This is a genomic window from Rhizobium atlanticum, assembly GCF_030182485.1.
Taxonomy (GTDB): Bacteria; Pseudomonadota; Alphaproteobacteria; order Rhizobiales; family Rhizobiaceae; genus Rhizobium.
In genome coordinates this window covers 1-23,023 of sequence record NZ_JAQJCJ010000039.1, presented here as the reverse complement: position 1 = coordinate 23,023, position 23,023 = coordinate 1, and the positions used below count along the sequence as shown (strand labels likewise).

General features: G+C 63.2%; 20 protein-coding genes, 1 tRNA gene and 3 pseudogenes. 13 read left to right on the top strand and 11 right to left on the bottom strand.

The genetic code is table 11. The annotated features are described in order from the left end of the window. Window positions 1–540: 540 nt before the first annotated feature. Window positions 541–1,155, bottom strand: a complete 615-nt coding sequence (locus tag PH551_RS31065; protein ID WP_285196220.1) for a TetR/AcrR family transcriptional regulator — start codon at window positions 1,153–1,155, stop codon at window positions 541–543. A 111-nt stretch (window positions 1,156–1,266) separates the two neighbouring features. On the opposite strand from PH551_RS31065, the gene PH551_RS31060 reads away from it, so the two are divergent. The 3 genes from PH551_RS31060 (at window position 1,267) to PH551_RS31050 (ending at window position 5,769) form a co-directional block, all read left to right on the top strand. Next, window positions 1,267–1,953 (top strand): PspA/IM30 family protein, encoded by a 687-nt coding sequence (locus tag PH551_RS31060; RefSeq protein WP_285196219.1) that lies wholly within the window; start codon window positions 1,267–1,269, stop codon window positions 1,951–1,953. A 46-nt stretch (window positions 1,954–1,999) separates the two neighbouring features. After that, complete coding sequence (locus PH551_RS31055; protein WP_085777270.1) at window positions 2,000–2,281, top strand: YiaA/YiaB family inner membrane protein; 282 nt, start codon at window positions 2,000–2,002, stop codon at window positions 2,279–2,281. 92 nt (window positions 2,282–2,373) lie between these two features. Beyond that, window positions 2,374–5,769, top strand: a complete 3,396-nt coding sequence (locus PH551_RS31050; RefSeq protein WP_285196218.1) for an acyl-[ACP]--phospholipid O-acyltransferase — start codon at window positions 2,374–2,376, stop codon at window positions 5,767–5,769. 1,628 nt (window positions 5,770–7,397) lie between these two features. Here PH551_RS31050 and PH551_RS31045 read toward each other — a convergent pair. Together PH551_RS31045 and PH551_RS31040 are read right to left on the bottom strand one after the other, a co-directional pair. Next, the gene (locus PH551_RS31045; protein WP_128399714.1) at window positions 7,398–7,682 is read right to left on the bottom strand and encodes a GIY-YIG nuclease family protein; all 285 of its coding nucleotides are present in this window, start codon (window positions 7,680–7,682) and stop codon (window positions 7,398–7,400) included. Window positions 7,683–7,839: 157 nt separating this feature from the next. Then, window positions 7,840–9,042 (bottom strand): annotated as a pseudogene (locus PH551_RS31040) (TCR/Tet family MFS transporter); the annotation flags it as partial. Window positions 9,043–9,634: 592 nt separating this feature from the next. Here PH551_RS31040 and PH551_RS31035 point away from each other — a divergent pair. Continuing rightward, a complete protein-coding gene (locus PH551_RS31035; protein WP_285196217.1) occupies window positions 9,635–12,610 on the top strand; it encodes an NAD(P)-dependent oxidoreductase in 2,976 nt (991 codons plus the stop codon). Between the two features lie 218 nt (window positions 12,611–12,828). On the opposite strand, the gene PH551_RS31030 is transcribed toward PH551_RS31035, so the two are convergent. Together PH551_RS31030 and PH551_RS31025 are read right to left on the bottom strand one after the other, a co-directional pair. Further along, entirely contained in the window at window positions 12,829–13,779 is a 951-nt protein-coding gene (locus tag PH551_RS31030; protein ID WP_285196216.1) for an IS110 family RNA-guided transposase, read from the bottom strand. Window positions 13,780–14,167: 388 nt separating this feature from the next. Next, window positions 14,168–14,575, bottom strand: a complete 408-nt coding sequence (locus PH551_RS31025) for a hypothetical protein (protein WP_085777277.1) — start codon at window positions 14,573–14,575, stop codon at window positions 14,168–14,170. Between the two features lie 262 nt (window positions 14,576–14,837). Between PH551_RS31025 and PH551_RS31020 the strand changes: the two genes are divergently transcribed. Next, window positions 14,838–14,914, top strand: a tRNA-Pro gene (locus tag PH551_RS31020). 190 nt (window positions 14,915–15,104) lie between these two features. Here the strand turns inward: PH551_RS31020 and PH551_RS31015 are convergent. Continuing rightward, on the bottom strand, window positions 15,105–16,139 hold the full coding sequence (locus tag PH551_RS31015) for a septal ring lytic transglycosylase RlpA family protein (protein WP_483315453.1): 1,035 nt from the start codon (window positions 16,137–16,139) through the stop codon (window positions 15,105–15,107). 890 nt (window positions 16,140–17,029) lie between these two features. On the opposite strand from PH551_RS31015, the gene PH551_RS31010 reads away from it, so the two are divergent. After that, window positions 17,030–17,269 (top strand): DUF982 domain-containing protein, encoded by a 240-nt coding sequence (locus PH551_RS31010; RefSeq protein WP_064694135.1) that lies wholly within the window; start codon window positions 17,030–17,032, stop codon window positions 17,267–17,269. Window positions 17,270–17,303: 34 nt separating this feature from the next. Here PH551_RS31010 and PH551_RS31005 read toward each other — a convergent pair. The 5 genes and pseudogenes from PH551_RS31005 to PH551_RS30990 all read right to left on the bottom strand — a co-directional run bounded on the left by PH551_RS31005 (window position 17,304) and on the right by PH551_RS30990 (window position 19,980). Further along, window positions 17,304–17,754: pseudogene (locus PH551_RS31005) on the bottom strand (PIN domain-containing protein). After that, window positions 17,751–18,002, bottom strand: coding sequence for a type II toxin-antitoxin system Phd/YefM family antitoxin (locus PH551_RS31000; protein WP_285196223.1), 252 nt, complete (start codon window positions 18,000–18,002; stop codon window positions 17,751–17,753). Before PH551_RS31000 ends, PH551_RS31005 begins: the two are co-directional and overlap by 4 nt. A 60-nt stretch (window positions 18,003–18,062) precedes the next feature. Beyond that, window positions 18,063–18,244, bottom strand: a pseudogene (locus PH551_RS33095) (hypothetical protein); the annotation flags it as partial. A 13-nt stretch (window positions 18,245–18,257) separates the two neighbouring features. Next, window positions 18,258–18,521 (bottom strand): hypothetical protein, encoded by a 264-nt coding sequence (locus PH551_RS30995; protein ID WP_285196214.1) that lies wholly within the window; start codon window positions 18,519–18,521, stop codon window positions 18,258–18,260. 811 nt (window positions 18,522–19,332) lie between these two features. Then, on the bottom strand, window positions 19,333–19,980 hold the full coding sequence (locus PH551_RS30990) for a S24 family peptidase (RefSeq protein WP_085777282.1): 648 nt from the start codon (window positions 19,978–19,980) through the stop codon (window positions 19,333–19,335). An 83-nt stretch (window positions 19,981–20,063) separates the two neighbouring features. On the opposite strand from PH551_RS30990, the gene PH551_RS30985 reads away from it, so the two are divergent. From PH551_RS30985 to PH551_RS30955, 7 genes are all read left to right on the top strand, one after another. Beyond that, window positions 20,064–20,288 (top strand): hypothetical protein, encoded by a 225-nt coding sequence (locus PH551_RS30985; RefSeq protein ID WP_285196213.1) that lies wholly within the window; start codon window positions 20,064–20,066, stop codon window positions 20,286–20,288. A gap of 137 nt (window positions 20,289–20,425) precedes the next feature. Then, window positions 20,426–20,692 carry a sigma-70 family RNA polymerase sigma factor gene (locus tag PH551_RS30980; protein ID WP_285196212.1) on the top strand — a complete coding sequence of 89 codons (267 nt, stop codon included), beginning with the start codon at window positions 20,426–20,428 and terminating at the stop codon, window positions 20,690–20,692. A gap of 35 nt (window positions 20,693–20,727) precedes the next feature. Then, the gene (locus PH551_RS30975; RefSeq protein ID WP_285196222.1) at window positions 20,728–21,096 is read left to right on the top strand and encodes a hypothetical protein; all 369 of its coding nucleotides are present in this window, start codon (window positions 20,728–20,730) and stop codon (window positions 21,094–21,096) included. Continuing rightward, complete coding sequence (locus tag PH551_RS30970; RefSeq protein WP_285196221.1) at window positions 21,062–21,460, top strand: hypothetical protein; 399 nt, start codon at window positions 21,062–21,064, stop codon at window positions 21,458–21,460. The genes PH551_RS30975 and PH551_RS30970 overlap by 35 nt, the downstream gene beginning before the upstream one ends. Next, entirely contained in the window at window positions 21,457–21,753 is a 297-nt protein-coding gene (locus tag PH551_RS30965) for a GcrA family cell cycle regulator (protein ID WP_285196211.1), read from the top strand. Before PH551_RS30970 ends, PH551_RS30965 begins: the two co-directional genes overlap by 4 nt. After that, window positions 21,750–21,959, top strand: coding sequence for a response regulator transcription factor (locus PH551_RS30960; protein WP_097597546.1), 210 nt, complete (start codon window positions 21,750–21,752; stop codon window positions 21,957–21,959). Before PH551_RS30965 ends, PH551_RS30960 begins: the two co-directional genes overlap by 4 nt. A gap of 14 nt (window positions 21,960–21,973) precedes the next feature. After that, complete coding sequence (locus PH551_RS30955) at window positions 21,974–22,567, top strand: hypothetical protein (RefSeq protein ID WP_285196210.1); 594 nt, start codon at window positions 21,974–21,976, stop codon at window positions 22,565–22,567. Window positions 22,568–23,023: the final 456 nt, after the last annotated feature.

Genomic DNA, 23,023 nt, shown 5'->3' with positions numbered 1-23,023 from the left:
GTCCTTTCGCGGGCGGCGTGGGGTGGGGGAGTGAAGCAGGTTTTGGTTGGGGGCTCAATGCTGGAGTTGGGGTGTGGGTTCCCGGCGCGTTTGATCTCACGAAGTGACGTTTTGGGGTTTGTCCGTTGTGCGGATGCTTGCCCCTCACCCTAACCCTCTCCCCGTAAAAACGGGGCGAGGGGACTTGCAAACGCGACGTCGGAGAGGGGCGGAGAGGGCGCGGCATTGTCCCTTCGCCCCGCGCGCGGGGGGTCCGAAGGACGGGTCGAGACCCGTGGCTCGACCCCGGTCGGTGCCGGCAGGCGGATGAGGGGTGTTTTGGGCGGCGATTTCAATCGTTCGACGCCAATGCCCGTCGAGATCATCGGTGGCGGGCGTGGATCCTCGGCTCAAGGCCGAGGATGACGGAGAGTGGGGTAGGGCTTAGGCTCGAACCGCAAAGCCGGTGGTCGATGATTCCGCTCCTCTTAACGCCATTCCGCCAAACACCGTTCTCTCGACGTCCGCTCGTCCTCCGACCTCACTCCACCCACCGCCGCCTCACATCCCCTGCCGCCGCAGCTCCGCGCCGGCCGCGATCGTCTGCACCAGCTCGTCCACCTCGCGCGCCAGCCGCGCCAGCGGCAGGCCCACAAAGCGCCCCTCCAGGCTGATGCTGACCACGCCATGCACCGCGCCGAACAGCGTGCGGGCGCGGATGGCGCGGTCTTCGGCCGGCATGTCGGGTTGCAGTTCGGCGAGCGGTTCGGCGATCACGTCCATCAGGAAGAGGTGTTCGTCGAGGTGCCATTGCGGCGTCGGGCTGGTGGCGGGGGGGAAGTGGTCGAACAGCGCCTTCCAGAGATTGCGGTGTTCCACCGCGAAGGCGAGGTAGCCCTGGGCGAGGTTGCGCAGCCGATCGGTCGGGCTTTTGCCCTTGGCCTCGTCGAGCGTCAGCCTGGCCTCCAGCGCCTTGAGCGTCGCGGAATTGACGTGGATGACGAGCTCGGCGAGGTCGGTGAAGACGGTGTAGAGGCCGCCGAGGGCGCAGCCGGCATCCTGGGTGATGTCGCGGGCGCGGAGGTTGCCAAGTCCGTCGCGGGCGATGCGCTCGCGCGCCGCCTCGATCAGCCGGGCTTTCAAATCCTCGCGTTTTTCTTCTCGTCTGCCGGCCATTCACCATGTCCCTTCGAATTTTTGAACGACGTTCAAAATTTATCTTGAACGTCGTTCATGATTCTGCCATAACTCATCTCGTGAACAACGTTCATAAACCGGAGGACAGAAATGTTCAAATTGATTTCCACACTGCTGCGGGGCAGGGCGCATGATGCCGAGCAGGCTTTCGCCGATCGCCACGCCGTGCCGCTGCTTGCCCAGCAGATCCGCGATGCCGCCCAGTCGATCCAGACGGCGCGGCGCAGCGTCGCCGTCGCCATCGCCCAGAACGAGCAGGAGAAGGCGCAGCATCAGACGATCCTTTCCCGCATCGCCGATCTCGAGACCCGCGCCACCGCAGCACTCACCAAGGGCAATGAAGGGCTGGCGCGGGAAGCGGCCGAAGCGATCGCCTTTCTCGAGGCCGAGCGCGATGCGTCGGAACAGGCGCAAGCCCAGTTCACCACCTGGATCGCCAAGCTGAAGGGCATTGTCAGGGATGCCGAGGCGCGGCTGCAGGCGCTGCAGCGCGGTGAGCGGCTGGCCCGCGCCACTGAGGAGGCGCAGAAGCTCGATATCGCGGTCGCCGGCCCCGGCCTCGCGACCCTCGACGAGGCCGAGGAAACGCTGGCCCGCCTTCGCCTGCGCCAGAGCCAGAACGAGCTGACGGCGGCGGCGCTGAAGGAGATGGAAAGCGCCACGCGGCCGGCCGGCATCATCGAAAAGCTTGCCAATGCCGGCTGCGGCGCGCCGCTCGCCTCATCGGCCGATGAGGTGCTCGCCCGACTGAAGAGCCGGATCACGCCGGCCGCCTGACATCGTCACCCCACCATCCACCCCTAGAAATTAAAGGGTCACTGCTATGAACGACAGTTTCCAGAAACATTCCGCCAGCTGGGTCAGCTTCTCCTACTTCTCCTTCGGCGCCGCCGCCTTCATGCTGGCGCTCGGCCTCTACATGATGCCGCTCGATCTCTGGGGCAAAGGTTATCTCGCCATGGGCATATTGATGCTGGTGCAGACGACGGTGAACATCACCAAGACGCTGCGCGACAATGCCGAATCCGAGAAGCTGATCCGCAAGGTCGAGGATGCCCGCACCGAAAAGCTGCTGGTCAAATTCAATCGTAGCGATGAAGATTGATCTTCCTTAACCACATCGCAGAGTTGTTATCGCACTCAACTTTTGCGTAACAACTCTGTGGCCTTCTCTGCCCACCAAAAGAGGGTCTCGCCGTGCAAACAAATCTGATGACATCGAGGAAATTCGCGCCGCTGTTCTGGACACAGTTCCTGACTGCCTTCAACGACAATTTCCTCAAGAATACGCTGGTATTCCTCATCCTCTTCAAGATGTCGGCAAGCGAGGGCGCGGCGCTGGTGACGCTCGCCGGCGTCATCCTCATCGTGCCCTTCCTGCTGCTCTCGGCACTCGGCGGCGAAATTGCCGACAAGCACGACAAGGCGAAGGTGGCGGAACTGCTGAAACGCTCAGAGATCGCTATTGCCGCACTTGCGGTGGTGGGCCTCGGCTTCTCCTCCATCTTCGTCCTGATGGCGGCCCTTTTCGGCTTCGGCGTCATCTCGGCGCTGTTCGGGCCGATCAAATACGGCATTCTGCCCGATCATCTCGAACGCCGCGACCTGCCGAAGGCCAATGCCTGGATCGAGGGCGGCACCTTCATCGCCATTCTCGGCGGCACGATCATCGCAGCGCTCGCCTTTTCGAGCGGCGAGAATGTGCTGCTGTTCGGCTCGATGATGATGGGACTGTCGCTGCTCTGCTGGCTTTCAGCCCGCATGATCCCGGCGACCGGCTCCAAGGCGCCGGATCTTGAGATCGACCGCAACGTCATTCGCTCCAGCTACAGGCTGGTCATGGAAATCCATAGGGATAAGCGGCTGTGGCGCTCGGCGCTGATGAACTGCTGGTTCTGGCTGGTCGGCGCCTTCACCCTCTCCATCCTGCCGACCATGGTGACCGAGCTGCTCGGCGGCTCCGAGCTCGTCGTGCCGGCCTATCTCACCGTCTTTGCCATTGCCGTCGCCGTCGGTTCCGGCATTGCCGCCTGGATGTCGTCGGGCCGCATCGTGCTGCTGCCGGCCCCTGTCGGCACGGCGCTGCTCGGCCTCTTCAGCCTCGATCTCGCCTGGAATCTCTGGGGCCTGCAGTCGACGTCGCACGCGACGACGATCCTCGATTTCTTCGCCGGCCAGAATACCATCCGCGTCGCCATCGATCTCGCCGGCATGGCAATCTCCGGCGCCTTCATCGCCGTGCCGACTTTCGCCGGCCTGCAGACATGGGCGCATGAGGATCGCCGCGCCCGCGTCATCGGCGCCGCCAACGTGCTCTCGGCGCTGTTCATCACCGTCGGCCTCGGCCTCGTCGCCGTCATCCAGGCGCTCGGCGCCACCATACCGCAGATCCTGATCGGCCTCGGCATTATCAATTTCGCTGTGGCCTGGCTGATGCTGAAGACGCTGCCGACCAATGCCTTCCGCGATTTCATCTCGATCCTGTTCCGCGCCTTCATGCGGCTCGAGGTCGAGGGTCTGGAGAATATCAAGAAGGCCGGCCCGGCGCCGATCATTGCGCTGAACCATGTGAGCCTGCTCGATGGCGCCTTGGCGCTCGCCATCACCGAGGAGGAGCCGGTCTTTGCCGTCGATTACAAGATCGCCCAGGCCTGGTGGGTGCGCCCCTTCCTGAAAATGTGCAAGTTCCTGCCGCTCGACCCGACCAAGCCGATGGCGACGCGCTCGCTGATCAAGGTGGTGCAGGAAGGCAGCCCGATCGGCATCTTCCCCGAAGGCCGGCTGACTGTGACCGGTACGCTGATGAAGGTCTATGACGGGGCCGCCATGGTCGCCGACAAAACAGGCTCGATGGTGGTGCCGGTCAAGATCGACGGGCTGGAGAAGACCTATTTCTCCTATCTCGACGACGGCAAGATCCGCCGCCGGCTGTTCCCCAAGGTCAAGGTCACCATTCTCGAGCCGGTGAAGCTCGAAGTGCCGCCGGAGCTGAAAGGCCGCAAACGCCGCACGGCGGCGGGCGCCGCCCTCTACCAGGTGATGTCGAACCTGCTCTTCCGCACCGCCGATACCTCGTCGACCGTCTTGGAGCGCGTCATCCGGGCCGGCCACGAATTCGGCATGAAGAAGCTTGCCGTCGAAGATCCGGTCACCGGCCGGCTGACCTATGGCAAGCTGCTGACGGGTGCCGCCGTGCTCGGCGCCAAGTTCCGCGCCCGTTTCCCCGAACAGAACCTCGGCGTCATGCTGCCGAATGCCAATGGCGCCGCCGCCACCCTTCTCGGCGTCATGTCGGCGGGCAAGGTGCCGGCCATGCTGAACTTCACCGCGGGTGCCGCCAACATCCTCTCTGCCTGCAAGGCGGCTGAGGTGAAACACGTGCTGACTTCGCGCGCCTTCGTCGCCCAGGCCAAGCTCGGCCCTGTCGTCGAGGAGCTGGAAAAGCAGCTGACCATCGTCTGGCTCGATGATCTCAGGGCGGAAATCTCATTCAAGGACAAGCTCGTCGGGCTTCTGCGCAAGGCGCGGCCGCTCGTCAAACGCCAGGCCGACGATCCGGCCGTCATCCTCTTCACCTCGGGCTCGGAAGGCACGCCGAAGGGCGTGGTGCTGACCCACCGCAACATCCTTTCGAACGCTGCCCAGGCCGCCGCCCGCATCGATTTCCACAGCGGCGACAAGGTGTTCAACATCCTGCCGGTCTTCCACTCCTTCGGGCTGACGGCCGGCACCGTGCTGCCGCTGATCTCGGGCGTGCCGGTCTATTTCTATCCATCGCCGCTGCATTACCGCATCGTGCCGGAGCTGATCTATGTCTCCAACGCCACGATCATCTTCGGCACCGATACCTTCCTCAATGGCTATGCCAGGACGGCGCATCCTTACGATTTCCGCTCGATCCGCTATATCTTCGCCGGCGCCGAGCCGGTGAAGGCGGCAACCCGCCACACCTATATGGAAAAATTCGGCCTGCGCATCCTCGAAGGCTACGGCGTCACCGAAACCGCGCCTGTTATCTCCATCAACACGCCGATGTACAACCGCTCCGGCACGGTCGGCAAAATCCTGCCGGGCATGGAATGGAAGCTCGAGCCGGTGCCCGGCATCGACGAGGGCGGCCGCCTGCACGTGCGCGGCGCCAATGTCATGGCGGGTTATCTCCGCGCCGAAAAGCCCGGCGTGCTCGAACCGCTCGTCGATGGCTGGCACGACACCGGCGACATCGTCAGCATCGACGAGGACGGCTTCGTCAAGATCCGCGGCCGCGCCAAACGCTTTGCCAAGATCGGCGGCGAAATGGTGTCGCTGGCGGCGATCGAAGCGCTCGCCGCCGAACTCTGGCCGGGCGCGCTGTCGGTCGTCTCCTCGTTGCCCGACCCCAAGAAGGGCGAGCGCCTGGTGCTGCTCACCGACGCCCCGACCGCCACCCGCGCCGAATTCCTCGCCTTTGCCAAATCGAAGGGCGCGATGGACATGATGGTGCCGGCCGAGGTCACGATCGGCAAGGTGCCGGTGCTGGGCTCCGGCAAGGTCGATTTCGTCGCCGCCCGCAAGCTGGCGGAAGGTGCGGCTGAGAAGGAAGAGGCGGCGTAGCGCCGGCGTTGGCGGGGGAGGGCTGTTGTGCAGGGCACACCCTCTCCTCCGTCATCCCAGGGCTTGACCCTGGGATCCATGCGGCTGGCACTGCGTAAACAGAGATGGCAGCCGAAGCTGGGAAATTATTGCAGCCGAGCACGGGGTTGTGGATCCCAGGGTCAAGCCCTGGGATGACGGAGAGTGGGGTTGGCGTTCTCGCCAAACGCTCTGTCGGCGCATCTTGAGAGACGCTTTTGGGGATGTCGCTTTCTCCGAGGCTTGTGCGGCGCCGCAGCTGCCCGAGGCGTCCCCACCGCTGCTGAGCCGATGTGTCCCGGCCCCACCTCGCTTCCGCGAAGGCGGACCTATGCGTCCAGCACCCCTCTCGTCCGCGTCGGCGTGTGCGTCCGGGCACCACCTCCCCTCCGTCATCCCAGGGCCTGACCCTGGGATCCATGCGGCTGGCGCTGCGGGAATTGATTGGATGCCGCTGAGGGAAAACAATTCAAGCCGCGTGCCTGGCTGTGGATCCCAGGGTCAGGCCCTGGGATGACGGAGCGGGGTTGGCGTTCTTGCCACACGCACCGCCGGTGCAGCTTGAGAGACGCCGCCTTTGTTGAAACTCCATCGCGCCTGCAGAGCCGATTTGCCACGCAATCACCTCTCCTCCGTCATCCCAGGGCTTGACCCTGGGATCCATGCGGCTGGCACTACGTGAACTGATGGAGGCCAGCTGCAGGAAATTATTGAAGCCGCGTGCTTGGCTGTGGATCCCAGGGTCAAGCCCTGGGATGACGGAGTGTCGGGTGGCGTTCTTGCCACACGCACCGCCGGCGCAGCTTGAGAGCCCGCTTGTGGGATGTCGCTGTCGCCGAGGCTTGTGCGGCGTCGCTTTTGCCGAAGCGTCCTTACCGCTGCTGAGCCGATGTGTCCCGGCACCACCCCGCTTCCGCGAAGGCGGACCTATGCGTCCAGCACCCCTCTCGTCCGCGTCGGCGTCTGCGTCCGGGCACCACCTCCCCTCCGTCATCCCAGGGCTTGACCCTGGGATCCATGCGGCTGGCGCTGCGGGAATTGATTGGATGCCGCTGAGGGAAAACAATTGAAGCCGCGTGCCTGGCTGTGGATCCCAGGGTCAGGCCCTGGGATGACGGAGCGGGGTTGGCGCTCTCGACACACGCACCGCGCCGGTGCAGCCTGAGAGACGCCGCTTTTGTTGAAGCTCCATCGCGCCTGCGGAGCTGATCTGTCGCGCAATCACCTCTCCTCCGTCATCCCAGGGCTTGACCCTGGGATCCATGCGGCTGGCACTACGTGAACTGATGGAGGCCGTCTGCGGGAAATTATTGAAGCCGCGTGCTTGGCTGTGGATCCCAGGGTCAAGCCCTGGGATGACGGAGTGTGGGGTTGGCGTTCTTGCCACACGCACCGCCGGCGCAGCCTATAATGCCCGCATCTGCCGTCCCTTCATCGCCGCTGCTGGCAATGCTTCGCGGCACCACCTCTCTTCCGCAGAAGGCGGACTTATGCGTCCAGCACCCCTCTCGTCCGCGCCGGCTTGTGCGTCCGGCACCACCTCTCCTCCGTCATCCCAGGGCTTGACTCTGGGATCCATGCCCAGAGCACCACAGAAGACGCAGCCGCCATCACCACAGCGTAAGATAAAGATCGTCCCACTCGGGATTCATCGCCTCGACCAGGTCGATCTTCCATTGTCGGTTCCACCGTTTCAATGACTTCTCGCGCTGGATCGCGGTGCCGATGTCCCAATGCTCCTCATACCAGACGAGGCGGGTGCAGCCATATTTCCAGGCAAAGCCCGGAGTCAGCCCCTCACGATGTTCATAGATGCGGCGCTCCAGATCGGACGTCACGCCGATATAGAGGGTGCCGTTTTTCTGGTTGGTGACGATGTAAACATATCCGGCCATGTGGGCAGAGTGCTTGGCTGTGGATCCCAGGGTCAAGCCCTGGGATGACGGAGGGTGGGGTGGCCTTTGTTGCCAAACGCACCGCCGGCACAGTTGAAGCCCTGGGATGACGGAGGAGAGGCGGTGCCTGGATGCAAAAGCCCGCCGCCGCAGCGGTTCATCTCGCCGCAGCCGCCGGCTTCCTCAGCCCGAGACTGAGGATAAGCGGCACTGCGAGCGCATAGACGGCGACGACCGAGAGCCAGATGGCGCCCGGCCATTGCTGCCGGACGAGGAAATAGAGGCTGGAGAAGCCGAGCGGCGCGGCGATCGAGGCGAGGCTGACGACTGACGCCAGCATGCCCTGGAACTGGCCCTGGCTGTTTTCGTCCACCTGCCGGGTCGCCAGCGACTGCAGCGCCGGCACGCCGATGCCGCCGAGCGTGAAGACCGGCATGATGGCGAAGATCATCCAGCTCCGGTCGGCAAAAGCCATTGTGCAAAGCGCGAGCGAGACGCCGGCGACGCCGGTAAGGATCGCGCCGCGCTCGCCGAGCAGCCGGACCGCCGGTCCGGGCAGGAAGGCCTGGGCAAGCGCCTGGCAGAGGCCGAAGGCGCCGAGCGACAGGCCGATCGTAAGCCCGTTCCAGTGGAAGGCGTCGCTTCCCCAGAGCGCCCAGCAGGTGCCATAGGCCTCGCCGGTGGCGCTGAAGAGGAAGAAGAGGATGATGACGGGCAGCAGGCTCTTGATCTCCAGCACGGCGCTCAGCGGCTTCAGCGGATTGAGCGCGGCAAGGTCGATCCTCTCGCGGCTGCCAGGCCGCGATTCCGGCAGAACGAAGAAGGCGAGCAGCAGGTTGGCGCCGTTGAGCGCGGCCGCCGCGATGAAGGGCAGCCGCAGCCAGTGATCGCCGAGCACGCCGCCGAGCACCGGGCCGATGATGAAGCCGAGGCCGAACATGGCGTTGAAGAGGCCGAAGCGGCGGGCGCGTTTCTCCTCCGGCGAGATGTCGGTGATATAGGCGGTGGCCACCGAGACGTTGGCGCTCGTCAGCCCGGCGACCGCCCGGCCGATGAAGAGCAGCAGCAGGTTGGGCGCGAGCGTCAGGAACAGGTAGTTGACGGCTGCACCCGCAAGCGAAATCAGCAGCACCGGCCGCCGGCCGAGCCGGTCGCTCAGCGCCCCGAGCACCGGGGCGAAGATGAACTGCATCACCGCATAGAGTGCGGTCATCGCGCCGATAGTGGGGGCGACGTCGCCGCTGTGGGTGATGTCCTGCAGGAGCTGCGGCAGGATGGGAAAGATGAGGCCGATGCCGACGGCATCGAGGACAATGGCGGTAAAGATGACGATGAGGGATCTGGTCATGGCGCGTTCCGTGGTCGACGCAAGCCGGGAGGCTCGCCAGCGCTTCCCTGATTTCGTTCAAATCACGGAATTGCGTCGCGACGCCGTGGGCTCACGATGAGGCCTGATCTCGTCAGGCGTTGGTTTCAGGGAGTGCTGGCCGAACCATGGCTGATGCGCATGGCCGGCGTGTGCTCGACCGCCTGGACGACCCATTCGTCCACCTGTTTACTCCGCCACTGAGCGGATCAAGGGAAGCAGTCGCTTTTCGCGACGGGCAAGACATACGCCGGATGGTTGCGTGCGGCAAGTCTGTTTTTGTGCGGGGATGGTTGCGTCTGTGACCCCTTGTGACGCCGCGCTCGCGGTTCGCTTCATCGCCCTGGCGAGGCTTTTGGTCCCCGGCACTACCTCTCCTCCTCCATCCCGGGCACCACACTCTCCGTCATCCCAGTACGCTGATCTCCAGGCAGGAACGCGCGTCGCGTCCCCCCGCCCATGCGCTATCATCAACGATATCCCGATGACGCGTTTCGCCTGTCGTTCGGCGCATATGAGCTTGTCCTGCCCGTGCACTCACTCCACCATGATGGCAACTTCAGCTCCGGACAGAGACAGGCAGGCAATGACAAATATCGCGCAGATGCAGGAACAGCGATTGAGCGCCCTTCGGCAGACCGCCTCGGGTGCGCCGAAACTGCCGTCCAACCCGTTTTTCGGCGTCGGGCCGATTACCGATGCGACGACCGATGAGGTCGACAGCCGCCTGCGGCGCATCGCCTTCGACGCCTGGATCGAGAACACCTATCGCAAGTTCGACGATCGGGGCAACGATATCGGCGGCTTCACCACGGCCGAGATCTCCCGCAGCATGCATCGCGGCTACCCGGCCGACAAGATCCTGACCGACATGATGCGGGCGATCCATCGTTATTTCGGCTTTCCCAAGACCAACCGCATGGCGGTCGGGCTCGGCGGCGGCCATAGCGGCTTCACCGTCTGCATCCAGCACCTGATGAATGCCAACGACGCCGGCCAGCGCGTTTATGTCGATACGCCGCGGCCCGAGAGCGATCCCTCCAAGGCGGCCGGCTTCTTCCGCCAGTCCTGGGCCACACAGCTGATCGAGATGCAGCGCTTCGCCGAGAAGGGCTGCGAGAGCCGCATTCACTTCGCCGCCTCCGAGGGCGTGATCCCGACGGCGGCCGAACTTGCCGACCTCGGCGTTTCGATCTTCGTCGGCGTCGGCCACGAGACGACCGGGGCCAATGCCTATACCAGCCGCGAGATCCGCGAACTCTTGAGCTGGCTCGACGGCGACCCGGCCAACCGCCACGCGGTGTTCGACGCCACCTCGATGCTTGGCGCCATGCCGTGGGAGCCGGAACTGGTCAGCGCCGTGATGGCGAAGTGCTGCCTGTTCATGCCGTTCCAGAAGGCGATCGGCGGCATCTCGGGCTATTTCGTCGCTTCCTTCACGCCGCATGCGCTGGCGCTGATCGAGAAGAACCAGCAGGATCCGGCCTGGGCGATCCCGCGGCAGCTGAAGATCGCCCCGCCGATCGATCCGCGCCAGCCGTTTTCGGCCAAGCGCTCCGTCGATGCCGGCCCGTTCTACGATCCGGCCGAGGACCGCATGCTCGGCGGCGTCATCAACACCTACAGCGCGCTCGCCTTTGCCGAGACCACTTTCGGCCTGCTGCAGTCGGAAGCCCGGGCCGGCTCGGTCGTCGAGCTCAACCGCCGCTCCGCCGCCAATCGCGCCGTGATCGACGAATGGGTCAAGTCGCATCCGCTGCTGTCCTTGACCGTCACCGATGCCGAACGGCGCGGGGCGGCGGTGACGCTGCTGAAGGTCGAGGACGAGGGCATCGCCGATGCCGGCATTCACGCCCGGATCATTGCCCGCTCGAAGCAACTGCTCGGTTATGAGGGCATCACCCATCCGAACGGCGAATACGAGCCCGGCCTCGACGCGGCCCGCTACGTCAACGCCTTCCCGGGCACGCCGGGCGATTACCGCGCCTGGGTCGGCGGCATCCGCGAGCCGGACGATGTCGTGGCACTCTTGGAAAACCTGCAATATGCCTATCTCAGAGCCAAGATCGTCGTTCTCGAGGAGGAACTGGAAAAGCACGGCGTGACCTTCGAGGCGCCGGTCAAGGCCGACGGCGCCGTCCGCAAGGACGATCCGAACCGCGCCTACACGGTGCTGATCGCCGACCTGGTCGGCTTGCGCTTCGGCGCCGACGGCGAGCCTGATTACAGCGAGGTCAAGGCCTATATCGAGGAGAAGGGTGGCGTCTTCCATCTCGGTCCGCTCACTGATCGCGCCGGTCTCGAAAAGGGCCGCATCCACTTCTTCTATCAGCCGAACCTCAGCACCGAGGCGGAGATCCTGCCGCAGACCGACAAGGGCCAGTACGACGCGCTGATCGCCGCGGCGACCTTCATTCCCAAGGCCTCGGTCTTCCCGCTCGGCGGCGTGCGCATCGGTGCCGGCACCGGCAATATGGGCTCGGCCTCCTGGGGCGGCGGCAATGGCGAGGGCGGCACTGCGGTCCTGATGAACACGCCCGGGATCAACAGCCGGGCGACCGCCCAGATGGCTGTGAAGGCGATCCTGAAGGTCGTTCCCGACCTGCCGGTCGATAGATTGCACCGCATGGTCGCCGACGGCGATTTCGACACCGGCCGCCAGCTGAAGGATTTCCCGACGGCAAAGCTCGAGGGCCGCAAGCTCGCCGTCCTCGGCTACGGCAATATCGGCCGCGAAGTCGCCAAGCTCGCCAAGGCCTTCGGCATGACGGTGGCGATCTATGCCCGCGAGCACCACAAGCGCTGGATCGAGGCTGAGGGTTTCGACTATGCCGCAAGCCCGGTCGAAGCGGCTAGCGGCGCCGACGTGCTCTCCGTCCATATCGGCCTCGGCCGCCTGGATGCATCGACCGGCCGCGATTCCAACGCCGGCACCGTCGATGCGAAGGTGCTCGGCGCCATGAAGGACGGCGCGGTGCTCGTCAATTACGACCGCGGCGAGGTCGTTGATACCGATGCGCTCGACGCGGCCCTGTCGTCGGGCAAGATCGCGCATGCGGCAATCGACGCCGACCTCTTCAGGGATGCCGCGACCGGTACGCTCAGCGGCCCGATGCTGCCCTACCTGCCGCTCGAACAGCGCCACAAGGGCAAGCTCGAGCTGCTGCCGCATGCCGCGGCCGACACCGACCATCCCTCGCGGGTGACCGGCGCCAAGCAGGCGGTCGACCAGATATTCGACGTCATCCGCTTCAAGTCGGTCGTCAATCTGAAGGGCGACCTGCCGGAGGGTTACGTCTCCGCCGGCAGCCGCACGCCGGCCGGCATCGGCAAGGTGACGAAGCAGGTGGTTGCGGAAGCCGGCGGCAAGGCGGAACTTCTGGAAGAGCTGCGCCAGGCCTCGGAAAAGATCGCCGCCATATCAGGTGCGCTCTCCGCCGTCTCAGATCCGGCTCACCGCGGCCGCATCGTCGAGCGTTACACGGGCCTCCTGGTCGAAAATGCCGACCGGCAGCGGGCGCTTCTCGACCAGCTCGGCCTCTACGGTCCGGCGGAGGGGTGATTAGGAGCGGCGCGGCGGGCAACGATGGCTCTTGTCATTGACGTCGTGCCGCCCCCCTCATCCGACCCTTCGGGCCACCTTCTCCCCGCTGGGGGAGAAGAGGGAGAGTGGCGCTTCGCCATCCACCCCATTGGATGAAGTGCCTACAAGCAGGCGGGTTCGTTTGCCAGTGTCGGAGCGACTTGCTTCCCCTTCTCCCCAGCGGGGAGCAACCATGTTCAATCTTTCCGGTATTGGGGCGTCCATTCGGTCTTTCGAAAGAGGATTGTGTTGGCGAGGACGATGAGTTTTCGGGCGACGGCTATGACGGCGCACAGGTGTTCCTTTCCGCTCTGACGCAAGCGCGTGTAGAAAGCGGCGAGATCAGGATTGTGCCGGGTTGCCGTGAATGCGCACATGAACAGGCTCTTTCGCAGGCGTTCGCGACCACCCTGGATGCGGCGTCTGCCATGATACTTTCCGCTATCGTCGTCATAGGGTGCGACGCCGGCAAGGGCGGCGATCTCGGCGCGGCTGGCATGGCCGAGTTCGGGCAGCCGAATGATCAAGCACAGGGCGCTGCGCAGCCCGATCCCCTTGATGGAGATCAGCAGATCGAGCCGTTGCGCCAGGTCGCAATCGTCGCGAACCGTCTTTTCGAGCCGCAGCAGATGGGCCTTGCGGCAGGTTTCGAGGCGGGCGACCTCGCGCAGGTGGCGGCGTTTGATCGCCTCCGACAAGGCGGTCTCGGCAAAGGTCTTGACCAGCGCGATCTGCTGCTCGATCTGTTCCAGATAGGTCAGTTCGGCGGCCAACTTGTCGAAGCGTGCGTCCGGCAGCGCCGGCAACTGCTCGAGACTTGCCGTGAACAACGCAATCAGCACGGCATCGAGCCGATCGTTCTTGGCCCGCTTGAGCCGGCTCTTGGCAAAGAAGCGCAGTTGCGCCGGCTGCAGACGCGCCGCCGGCCGCTTGCCGGCCCGCAGATGCGCCAGCAGCCGCCATTCATAGCCGCCGGAGGCTTCGAAGCCGATGCGGCTGACGTCATGCTCTTGAAGAAAGGCATCAAGCGCCTTCAGGCCAGCGGTGTCATAAGTGACCCTCAGCCTTGCCTTGCTGGGATGGAGGGCAATGTCGAGATGGCTTTTGCCGACATCGATTCCGGCACAGATCATGCTATTATCGGTCATCTTCGTCGTCCCTGTCTTGGATACGAACCCCAAGGTTCCTGCAACCACACGGGCCAGATGAAGAGCCGGTTGCGATCCTGCTCCCCACAGCCCCAAACGGCTAAGAAGGTGACGATCCGACAACCAGCTGCCGGGCGGGCAGCCACCCGCCCGGCAAGCATCAATATCCTACATTTTTCTTATCCAAGAAGGTGGCCCGCAGGGTCGGATGAGGGGGCCTCGCGGCACGACCTAACATCATCATTCGTTCCGCGACCCGTGCCCGAGACGTTGGCCTGAAACGATCCGCAACTGCCCTCGTGCGGATGCTTTGAGGCTAGACTTATAGCCCCAAACGAAAACAGGCGGCACCCTTGCCGCCTGTCTCCATATGCCGGACGAACCGTCCTTATTTCTGTTCGGGCGCCAGGAACTCGGCGCAATAGGACGGGCCGTTGACGCCCGGAATGTCGGCGACCGTGCGGATGTCGCGGATCGTGTAATCGGAATTGGTGGTGATTTCGGCCTGGCAGCGCAGATAGGCGGTGCGGGCGGCGGCGATCTGCTTGCCGCGCTTGCCGTCGGCGCCCTCGGCATATTTCGCCGGAATGCGCACGGTCTTGTAGCCGCCGCGCCAGGTGTAGATGGTGCTCGCACCTTCCTCGCGATCGCTGATCGGCGGCCCGTAGGCGGCAAAGAAGACGCCGGCCGATTTGCCGACCCAGCGGGCCTCGATCGGATTGCCGGCGGAAGGAATGGTGGTGCATCCGGCAAGCGCAATTGCAAGCCCGGCCGCGGTAATGGTGCGGAGTTTCATCGTGTCGTCCCTGATCTCTAGCGCATTGGCCGCGAAGCCGCCGTCACGGCGGTTTCGCCTGTCCCGTCGAGCCCTTTAGCGCGGAACCCGGCAAAAGAAAATTGCCCCTTTTACACTTCCGTTCGATTTGCTCCGGGTGTGTCTTTTTGCAGCAGCGGCCTCTTCCAGTCTCTGTCATCAACCCGTCAAAAAATCCCTCGGCTTTTTGAAATTTGGCGCTTGTGCAACCAGATAGGCTGTTCTATAGAAGCGCCGCTGGTCACGGAGTGTAGCGCAGTCTGGTAGCGCACCACGTTCGGGACGTGGGGGTCGAGTGTTCGAATCACTCCACTCCGACCAGCCGAAAAGCCCGCGAAAGCGGGCTTTTTTCTTTCTCGCTAATATACGTTGCGATCCGCCACCATGACAGCCACCCCGGGCTTAGCATTTGATTCTGCTCTGGGGCGGGGCATGCGGATCGCGACCATAGGCCCGGGCGCTGTCGGCGGCTATCTTGGCACGATCGCCTCGTGACGGCTTCTTGCGCACTCTAGGGAAGAACCATTGCTGTTCCTCGCCGGCGCTGGCCCTTTAGTCGAGAGCGGCGTCGCTTTATTAAGACAACCACCGTCAGACGCACATTGCGATTGACACCCGCTAACGGGAGAGCCTGAACCTCGCAGGAGTCGCGCTCACGGTCATCGCTATCCTCGTTCAAGCAGTATTCTTGTTGCGGCATTGATGGAGCGAATTCGGGCGTTCGCTGAAAGGTAGTAGGGCCTATCTCAGGTGATATCACGAATTGCCCGAATGTCTGAAACGCCGCCGCGGCGATTGCCCCCCGCCGGTAGGAGGCGCTCATCGCCTTGATGCCAGGGTTCGCCCGTAACGACGAGAAATGATCGCCGGTCGACTGGTTCGAGGCTACCGTCGCGTCGGTCGCGATCTGAGGCTCGGGTTTGATGTCCTGGAGGCGATCACGCTTCCTGACGTAGGAAGCCATAAGAAAAGGCATATCATTTCCGTCCGAGCGGGCGCGGCCTACATACTGGACCCGAACATAGGCCGTGCCATGGTGCTTCAGGCCCAGCAAATCTGCTGCCCTGCTGGAAAGGTCAATGATGCGGCCCCTATGGTAGGGACCGCGATCGTTAACACGCACGATGAGCGAAGAACCGTTTTCAAGATTGGTCACCCTCACGTAGCTGGGCAAAGGGAGGGTGGGATGCGCGGCGGAAAGGTGATGCCTGTCGTAAACTTCGCCGTTTGCAGTCAAGCGACCGTGAAACGCTGAGCCGTACCAGGAAGCGACACCATTCCTGTCGTAACTCGGGTCCTCCTTCGGTGAGTAAAGTTTGCCTTTCACCACGTAGGGCTTGCCGACGGTATAACGGCCACCACCCTTGCGAATATTCCTGCCGTGGGCGGGTCGCGGGCTCGCCTTCACACCGTAAACCTTCTCGGAAACATATCCTCTGCTGCGATGCGTGTTCGGTGTTTGTGTGGTCGTACAGGCACAGCATGCGCAGACCGCCATGATCGCCAGCCATCGCAAGCCCTTTGCAGCACTTACATCAATAGCCATCCGTTCATCGTTGACAACAGTCTTCCATGTATCGGCGCCATGCGCCGATACAAACCCTCACGCCGGCCGCGTACGCGAAGTTTGCTACGCGTGTGGTCGAGAGCCAGGCGGAAGCCCAAGCGCCCTTCGATGCGCTACTGCCTTCTGGGATTGTGCCGTCAATTCGCTCCATCCCTGAGATGATTGTGAAAGCTGGCCTGAGGGCAATAGTTCCATGGGGACACGCGATTTTACGCCGTGCTTTGCCAGAGCCGGTTGTCACTTCAGGCACCGAGTGGTCGCCGGGCGGCATTGGCTATCGGACGACCACTATCCAATTGCCGGGGGCGAACACACGGCTGAAGTCTGCTGAGGCCCTAAGCGGTCGTTCCCAAACCCAACGATACGGGCCAGCAAGCCGCCACACTGCTGCTACATATCAGCATTGCATAACTACGGCTGAGATAAGGAAAGCCCCGCAAAAGCGGGGATGAAGAGAGGGGGTGTTTCCTAGGTATGAGCGTCTAGGTTTGTGAAATTATTATACACAAATCAATATTTATTGCAAGAATTAACACTATCGTGAGTGCTATTCTAGCGGCTATAAATAGAAGGAATATTCGGGTGATTGTAGTTTATTCTTCAGGGAAGCAAACTATCTACAACTCAGGCTCATAATTTCTTGCTATTCGGTGGCCGTCCGATGATCGTTTGCTAAACCCCAAGCATCGCGTCCCTGAACGTCAGGCGGTCGACCGAAAAACTGGTCGCCCGGTATTCCGGCTCCCGCATGTCTGGCTGCAGGCAAGTTGATTCGCCTGACGGCAGCAAGATGTGAGATAGTCACCTCGACCGGAACGAGTCCGAACGCCGCTCGTTGAGTCGCGTGTTCCGCGTTGGGGGGCTGCATCATGAGCAGGCGACGAAGCTTCAAGCCGGTGAAGATCACCATCAATGGCAAGACCAGGACGGTCTATAATGTCGTCCAGGCCGGCAATACCCTGCTGAACGATTGGCCGGAGCAGACGCCGGCGGCCAAGGCTGCCGAGCTGCTGGTGCTCGATGTCTTCAACGATGTTGCCGAGCCCGAGCAGGTGCGGCGGGCATTCATCACCGCGGCGAAGGCGAGCGACATCAAGTTCAGCTCCTGACCCGCGGCGCTTCACATAGCTGTCCGCGAGGAGATCACTCCCGCCGGAAAGCTGGGGGAAGCTCGACAAGCACGTCCAGCGGCTGGAAATGCCGTAAATTTTCGGTGACGACGGCGAGGTCATAGGCCCGCGCCGTCGCCGCGATGATGAGATCGCCGAGGCCAGGATGATGGCCCTTGCTCTCGGCCTCGTCTGCAAGCGCGCCGGCGATCCGCGCGACGAGGGCATCCATCGGCAGGATACGATCCCCAAAACTGTCGGTGATGAAATCCAGCCATTGCGACAGCCGCTTTGCCCGCTCGATGCCACCACGACGGTGAAGGCTGCGCATTCCCTTTTCAATTTCGGAAAGGGGTCATGACCGACAGAAAGAGCGCGTCCGCCTCGCCCTGGACGTGGAACCATGCTCGCACTGCATCGGAGAGTGGTGTACGATCCGGTGCAAACTTGCTGATGATATTCGTATCAAGGAGATACGCGGTCAAAGGTCGGCATCCCTCATTTTTGACGGGTTCCGATCCGATTCTACACCGCCGGGAAAGGTCAAGAGGAAATCCCCGAAATTCGGCCGCGGCTTGTTGAGCGCCTTCCTTGCGGCTTCGGCCGCTTCGACCGAGACCAGTACGGCGGCCGGCTTGCCATGGCGGGTGATCGTCACGAACTCGCCCTTTGCAGCTTCGTCCACCAGGCCGGCGAAACCAGCCTTTGCCTCTGCGACGCTAATCGTCGACATCACCATCTGCCGATTATTACGACCATATATAGTCACGATAGACTGGCTGCCGCTGGAATCAAAGAAAATTTCCATCCAGGCGGACGAGATGATCGCCGCCAGCAGGCCGAAGGCGATGCAGGTGATTGCTTGGATCCGCCCGGAGACGAAGGAGGCCGGCGCCGGGGTGAAGAGCTTCTCGGCGCATTGACGGGCGGGCAGGTACAGCCGGAAAAGGCTCTGATAACGCAATCGGCGGACATTTCCCTTTCTCCCTCAGGCGTAAAGCTGATCGCCATCGCTGATGCCCATGATCTCGCGGGCATAGCGGTAATGCGCCTCGACGCTGGCCGTGGCGCCGCGCAGCCATGACGGGCCGCGCACCGAATGTTCGGGGCGGCCGAGATAGGCAAAGCCGAGGGCGCCCATGCGCTGGGCCTCGTTGGCCATATAGGCATCACAGTCGTCGAGCCCTCGCACCGCATTCCAGCGGGTGTCCCGCCGGCTCTGCTCGGTCTCGATCCTGCGGATATGCTGCATTGCTCTGCCCTCTCGCGCCGGCTGGTCGGCATTTCGGAAAAGGTATATAACATACCCTAGATCGTCAATCGAAAAAGGTATAAAAAATACCTGAGAGATTGACGAGGTACGAATCGTAGGCGTATATCTCGACCAGATGATTGGGCGACCGGGTGCAACTCCCGAGCTGACGAAGCCCAGCGGCGCGGGAAGCGAAAGTCCTTAAGTGCGCTGTCAGAAAATCAGGACGAGGGCGAAGCGAATGGCCCCTCTGGCACGTGTCCCATCCCGGCTCCGGCCTTCAGGACATGGCCAATGCTCTCCCGGCCTCATGGGCTTTGCTCATGGGGTAGGGGGAAGCTTTGGCCGGAACCCTCCCTCACCAGCCTTCAGGAACTGGAAAGAGATGGAAGAGAGAGGGAGTGAGAGAGATCCGGATATCGCAGGCGCGCGAGGCGGGCGATGATCCGCTCTGCGGCGCGTCGCGGCCTTTAGATTGGACGCCTGCGCTCGAAGCGGTTGTTTGCAGGCGCGTCAGTGCAGCGAGGTCGCTGCAGGCACCTTGCGCGGGGTGATTGGAGCGCCGGGCAGAGCGGGCTTCGGTCTTGAGAGCTGTCTTCGTTGTGAGGGGTTCACCACAAAGCAGGATCGCCTGGGTGGCGCCGAAAGCGGTGATCAGCACGGCAAGTGTCGCGATTTGGAACCAGATCCTGCCGACTCGTGAGGACGGGCGGATGATCTTGAATCTTTTTGGGAAGTGGTTGGAATTTTGCTGGAACGGTAAGCGTTAAGTCACAGATTAGATTTATATTTTTTTTGAAGAGCCTTGCTCTCACATCTCGATCACCGACCGGCGGACGCGGCCGACGATGGTGACGGCGCCGTGGAATTCCGGCGGCGGCACGTCCTCGTAGGAGGCGGGCTGGAAGGGCGGATTGTCGTTCGGGCGATAGCGCTTGTAGGTCGCAGCCCCGGTCTCGTCGGCGACGACATAGAGCGCGTTCGGCGCCAGGCGCTTGTCGCGGCGGTTGACGAAAATGATCGAGCCTGGCGGCGAGATCTTGTTCATCGAATTGCCCTCGACCTCGAGCGCGATCCAGTCGCCGTCGGGGAGATCGAGCGCGGCGACGGTCGGGAATTCCGAGAAGTCGGTGATCGGCGCCTGCTCGGTCAGCTGGCCGGCGCTGACCCAGGAGATCTTCGGCACGTCGGCGACGGAAACCGGCCGCTCCTCCGGATCGAGCGCATCGCCGGTTCCGAACTGCAGCCAGTTGAGATTGACCCTGAACGCCTTGGCGTATTTCTTAGCGTCGGCGATGCCGAAGCCGTTCCGGCCCGACTCGTGCGCCTTGTAAACATTGGCGTTCCAGCCGAAACGATCGACGATCGCCTTCGGCCCGGCAAAGCCCGCGTTCTTCCTGGCCATGACCAGACGCTTTGCGCGTTCTTCGCGCTCAAATTGTTCCTGATCTTTCAACATGATATAAATAATACCCTAAAAAAAGGTACATGTAATCCCCTAAATCGCTTGACGTGCGAGGTATTTTACGTACCCTTATGCCCATGACAAGCACCGATATCATCAACAACCGGCGCGAGCTTTCGGGCTTTGCCAATGCCCGTTACACCGGCTGCCCGCGCTGCGGCAGGGCGCTGTCGATCGCCGAGGTGATCGAGCGCCATTGCGAAAATTGCGGCAGGCAGACCAAGCCCGAAGAGATGCGGCAGACGCCGGTCTTCCCCGGCTCTCGGCCGAACAGCAAATCCGGCAGCCTCACTCCTCCCTGAAGGCTATCGGCAGCTGGCGTCGCCGCGCTCCCTCGGCGACGCCGGCACCTTCCACAAGATTTGAGACAAACGATCTCGCCGGCGCCCGCTTTGCGGGAAGGGCTCGGCCGCGGATCGAATGAAAAGAGGATCAAGCGATGAGCACCGCTCCGGCGCATCAAGCCACCCACATCAACGCCCTCGAGCTCTTCCGCTCCGGCCGGGACTATATCGAAATCGCTGCCATCCTCGGCGTGCCGGTGCCGGTCGTGGAAAGCGAGATCCACCGGCTTCGCAGCGCCGAGAAAGGCGACACCGCCCAGCAGGATCATGCCGGCCGCGCGGTCCGGCGTTTTCCCGGCCGCGCTTTAAGGCCGGGCGCCCTGGTCAACTTCGCCCGAGGGCGGCCGAGGCGCCCGGTATGACGACGGCAACACGCCGCGAGCGGAAAAGCAATCGCATGGAAAAGGCAGAGATGAGCAAGGACATCATGGAGATCTTGAGCCCCGTGCTGGGGCAGGAGCTGGCGGCGGCAATCATCGAGCATCGCAGCCGCACGCTGAAAAAGCCGCTGACGGCCTATGCGGCGAGGATCCAGGTCAGGGAGTACCTGAAGACCGCCGACCCGGTCGCGGCCGCCGAGATGCAGATCCTGCGCGGCTGGCGGGCGATCGAATCCGATTGGTATTTCAATGAGAAGGCGCGGGAAGCGGGGTCGATCAATGCAAGCACGGGCAGGAGGACAACGGTCGATGCCGCAAGAGATTTCCTCTCCGGTGAAGATCATAGCGGGGATGCTTTCGGGCTTTCCGGCCTCCGCCGGCATTGATCCCGACATGCAGATACGCGCCTATCTCGTCGCCATCGACGGCATTCCGGCAGAGGCGGTCTGGCGCGCCGCCAAGCTGTTCCTGTCAGGCAAGGTCAGGGACCATAACCGCGCCTTTGCCCCGAGTGCTGCGAGCTTTGCCGAAATTGCCCGCCAGCAGCAGGCGGTGATGGAAGTGCAAAGCCGCCCGCGCGTCGAGGCGCCGCCCGAACCGCCGCAGCCGAAGGTGGCCGCCCACAAGATGCGGCTTCTGAGACAGGCGGCAAACGGCAGCCGCAGCGCCAAACGGGCGCTGGCTGAGATGTTTCCCGACAATCCGGTCATCGCAAGGGCCGCACGAGACGCACAGGAGGCAGTGGGATGAGAGATCTGTTCTGGACGGAAGACAAGATCGTCAAGGCGCAGAAGCTCTGGCAGGAAGGGTTGTCGGCACGTCAAATCGCCGAACTCTTCGGCTCGAAGAAGAACACCGTCATCAACATGGCGCATCGCAACCGCGACCGGTTTCCGCCGAGGCAGGACCCGCGCAAGACGCTGGCGGTCGCCGGCGCGGCGCCCGCACCGATAAGCCATCCCGACCGGGTGCGGCGGGTGACGCTGTCCGGCGCCGAGGTGACGATGCCGCGCGTGCCGACGATCGACGGGCCGGCGCCATGAGTGCAGTTACCAGTGCCGTGACCCCGCGCGAGCGAGAGATCATCGGCTGGATGGCGCAAGGCAAGACCGCCGCCGAGATCGGCACCATCCTCGGCATCTCGCCGATCACCGTCAACACCCACATTGCCAATGCCAAGGCGAAACTCGGCGTGTTCAAGGAGACCGCCCTGGTCGCCGCCGCGCTGCGAAACGGCATCATTCGATAGGAAGGATAATCAGCATGGGCGGCAAGGCCACCAAGGTGAAGATACAGCGGGTTAACAAGGGCGCCGGACGGCCGCGCAAGGCCAATGTCGAGCGTTTCCCCTGCGGCAAGATCAAGCCCTTCGAAACCGAGAAGGAGAATATCAGCGTGGCGATGGCGGCGCGCCGGCGCATTCACGGTTTCGGCAGGACGGTTGATGACGAGACGGTCAGGAGCCCCTATGCCGGTTATACCCTCGGCCGCATGTTCCTCGATGGTCTGATCACCGAAGAGCAGCGCCAGGCCGGCGACGACTATGCCGAGGTCATGGCCCGTTACCACAAGACGACCGGCATCCCGGCCCCGAGCCCGCGGGCCCAGTCGCTCTTTGCCGTCAAGGGCCATGAAGGCGAGGTGACCGAAAGCTTCGCCGACCGCGCCCGCAAGGCCAGCAACCGCATGATGGAACTGCAGGCCGTCCTTCTGCGCTGCGAGGACGGGCCGCAGGTGCGCAGCACCGTCCATAACGTGGCGGTGATGGATTACGAACACCTGCGCCAGATGCCGCCGCAACAATTGCTGTGGCTGCGGCGGGGGTTGATCGCATTGCGCAGGGCGAAGGCTGGGTAATATGGGTGTCTGCCGCAGAGCGTGCCCCACCTTGACCCGAGGATCCATGCTGGCTCCATCAGAAGTGGCGTGGATCCCAGGCTCAAGGCCTGGGATGACGGAGGAGAGGTGGTGCCTGGAGAGATAGGCGGCGTCGGCGCGATGACGTTGCGGCAAACGCGGCGCCTCACCTGGCCGGCGGTACCACGCCAAAAGCCGCGCCTCACGCGCTTCACCCGCGGTCGCTCCGGCAACAGCGGGCGCAATCGGCACCGGCGGTGCGTTGGGCAACAAGGCCAACCCCATCCTCCGTCATCCCAGGGCTTGACCCTGGGATCCACAGCCACGCACGCGGCTGCAGTTGTTTGCGCCGCACAGCGTCGGCACGCAGTGCCTCGCCCGCATGGATCCCAGGGTCAAGCCCTGGGATGACGGAGGATAGGTGGTGCCCGTATAGATAGGCGGCGTCGGCGCGAT

Excerpts from the sequence above, each read along its gene's own strand:
- PH551_RS30990 (WP_085777282.1), bottom strand. The coding sequence starts at position 19,980 with ATGTTGAAAGATCAGGAACAATTTGAGCGCGAAGAACGCGCAAAGCGT.
- PH551_RS31010 (WP_064694135.1), top strand. The coding sequence starts at position 17,030 with ATGAGCAGGCGACGAAGCTTCAAGCCGGTGAAGATCACCATCAATGGC.
- PH551_RS30985 (WP_285196213.1), top strand. The coding sequence starts at position 20,064 with ATGACAAGCACCGATATCATCAACAACCGGCGCGAGCTTTCGGGCTTT.
- PH551_RS31030 (WP_285196216.1), bottom strand. The coding sequence starts at position 13,779 with ATGACCGATAATAGCATGATCTGTGCCGGAATCGATGTCGGCAAAAGC.
- PH551_RS30960 (WP_097597546.1), top strand. The coding sequence starts at position 21,750 with ATGAGTGCAGTTACCAGTGCCGTGACCCCGCGCGAGCGAGAGATCATC.
- PH551_RS31060 (WP_285196219.1), top strand. The coding sequence starts at position 1,267 with ATGTTCAAATTGATTTCCACACTGCTGCGGGGCAGGGCGCATGATGCC.
- PH551_RS31025 (WP_085777277.1), bottom strand. The coding sequence starts at position 14,575 with ATGAAACTCCGCACCATTACCGCGGCCGGGCTTGCAATTGCGCTTGCC.
- PH551_RS30970 (WP_285196221.1), top strand. The coding sequence starts at position 21,062 with ATGCTTTCGGGCTTTCCGGCCTCCGCCGGCATTGATCCCGACATGCAG.
- PH551_RS31055 (WP_085777270.1), top strand. The coding sequence starts at position 2,000 with ATGAACGACAGTTTCCAGAAACATTCCGCCAGCTGGGTCAGCTTCTCC.
- PH551_RS31000 (WP_285196223.1), bottom strand. The coding sequence starts at position 18,002 with ATGTCGACGATTAGCGTCGCAGAGGCAAAGGCTGGTTTCGCCGGCCTG.
- PH551_RS31035 (WP_285196217.1), top strand. The coding sequence starts at position 9,635 with ATGACAAATATCGCGCAGATGCAGGAACAGCGATTGAGCGCCCTTCGG.
- PH551_RS31065 (WP_285196220.1), bottom strand. The coding sequence starts at position 1,155 with ATGGCCGGCAGACGAGAAGAAAAACGCGAGGATTTGAAAGCCCGGCTG.
- PH551_RS31045 (WP_128399714.1), bottom strand. The coding sequence starts at position 7,682 with ATGGCCGGATATGTTTACATCGTCACCAACCAGAAAAACGGCACCCTC.
- PH551_RS31015 (WP_483315453.1), bottom strand. The coding sequence starts at position 16,139 with ATGGCTATTGATGTAAGTGCTGCAAAGGGCTTGCGATGGCTGGCGATC.
- PH551_RS30980 (WP_285196212.1), top strand. The coding sequence starts at position 20,426 with ATGAGCACCGCTCCGGCGCATCAAGCCACCCACATCAACGCCCTCGAG.
- PH551_RS30995 (WP_285196214.1), bottom strand. The coding sequence starts at position 18,521 with ATGCAGCATATCCGCAGGATCGAGACCGAGCAGAGCCGGCGGGACACC.
- PH551_RS30955 (WP_285196210.1), top strand. The coding sequence starts at position 21,974 with ATGGGCGGCAAGGCCACCAAGGTGAAGATACAGCGGGTTAACAAGGGC.
- PH551_RS30975 (WP_285196222.1), top strand. The coding sequence starts at position 20,728 with ATGGAAAAGGCAGAGATGAGCAAGGACATCATGGAGATCTTGAGCCCC.
- PH551_RS30965 (WP_285196211.1), top strand. The coding sequence starts at position 21,457 with ATGAGAGATCTGTTCTGGACGGAAGACAAGATCGTCAAGGCGCAGAAG.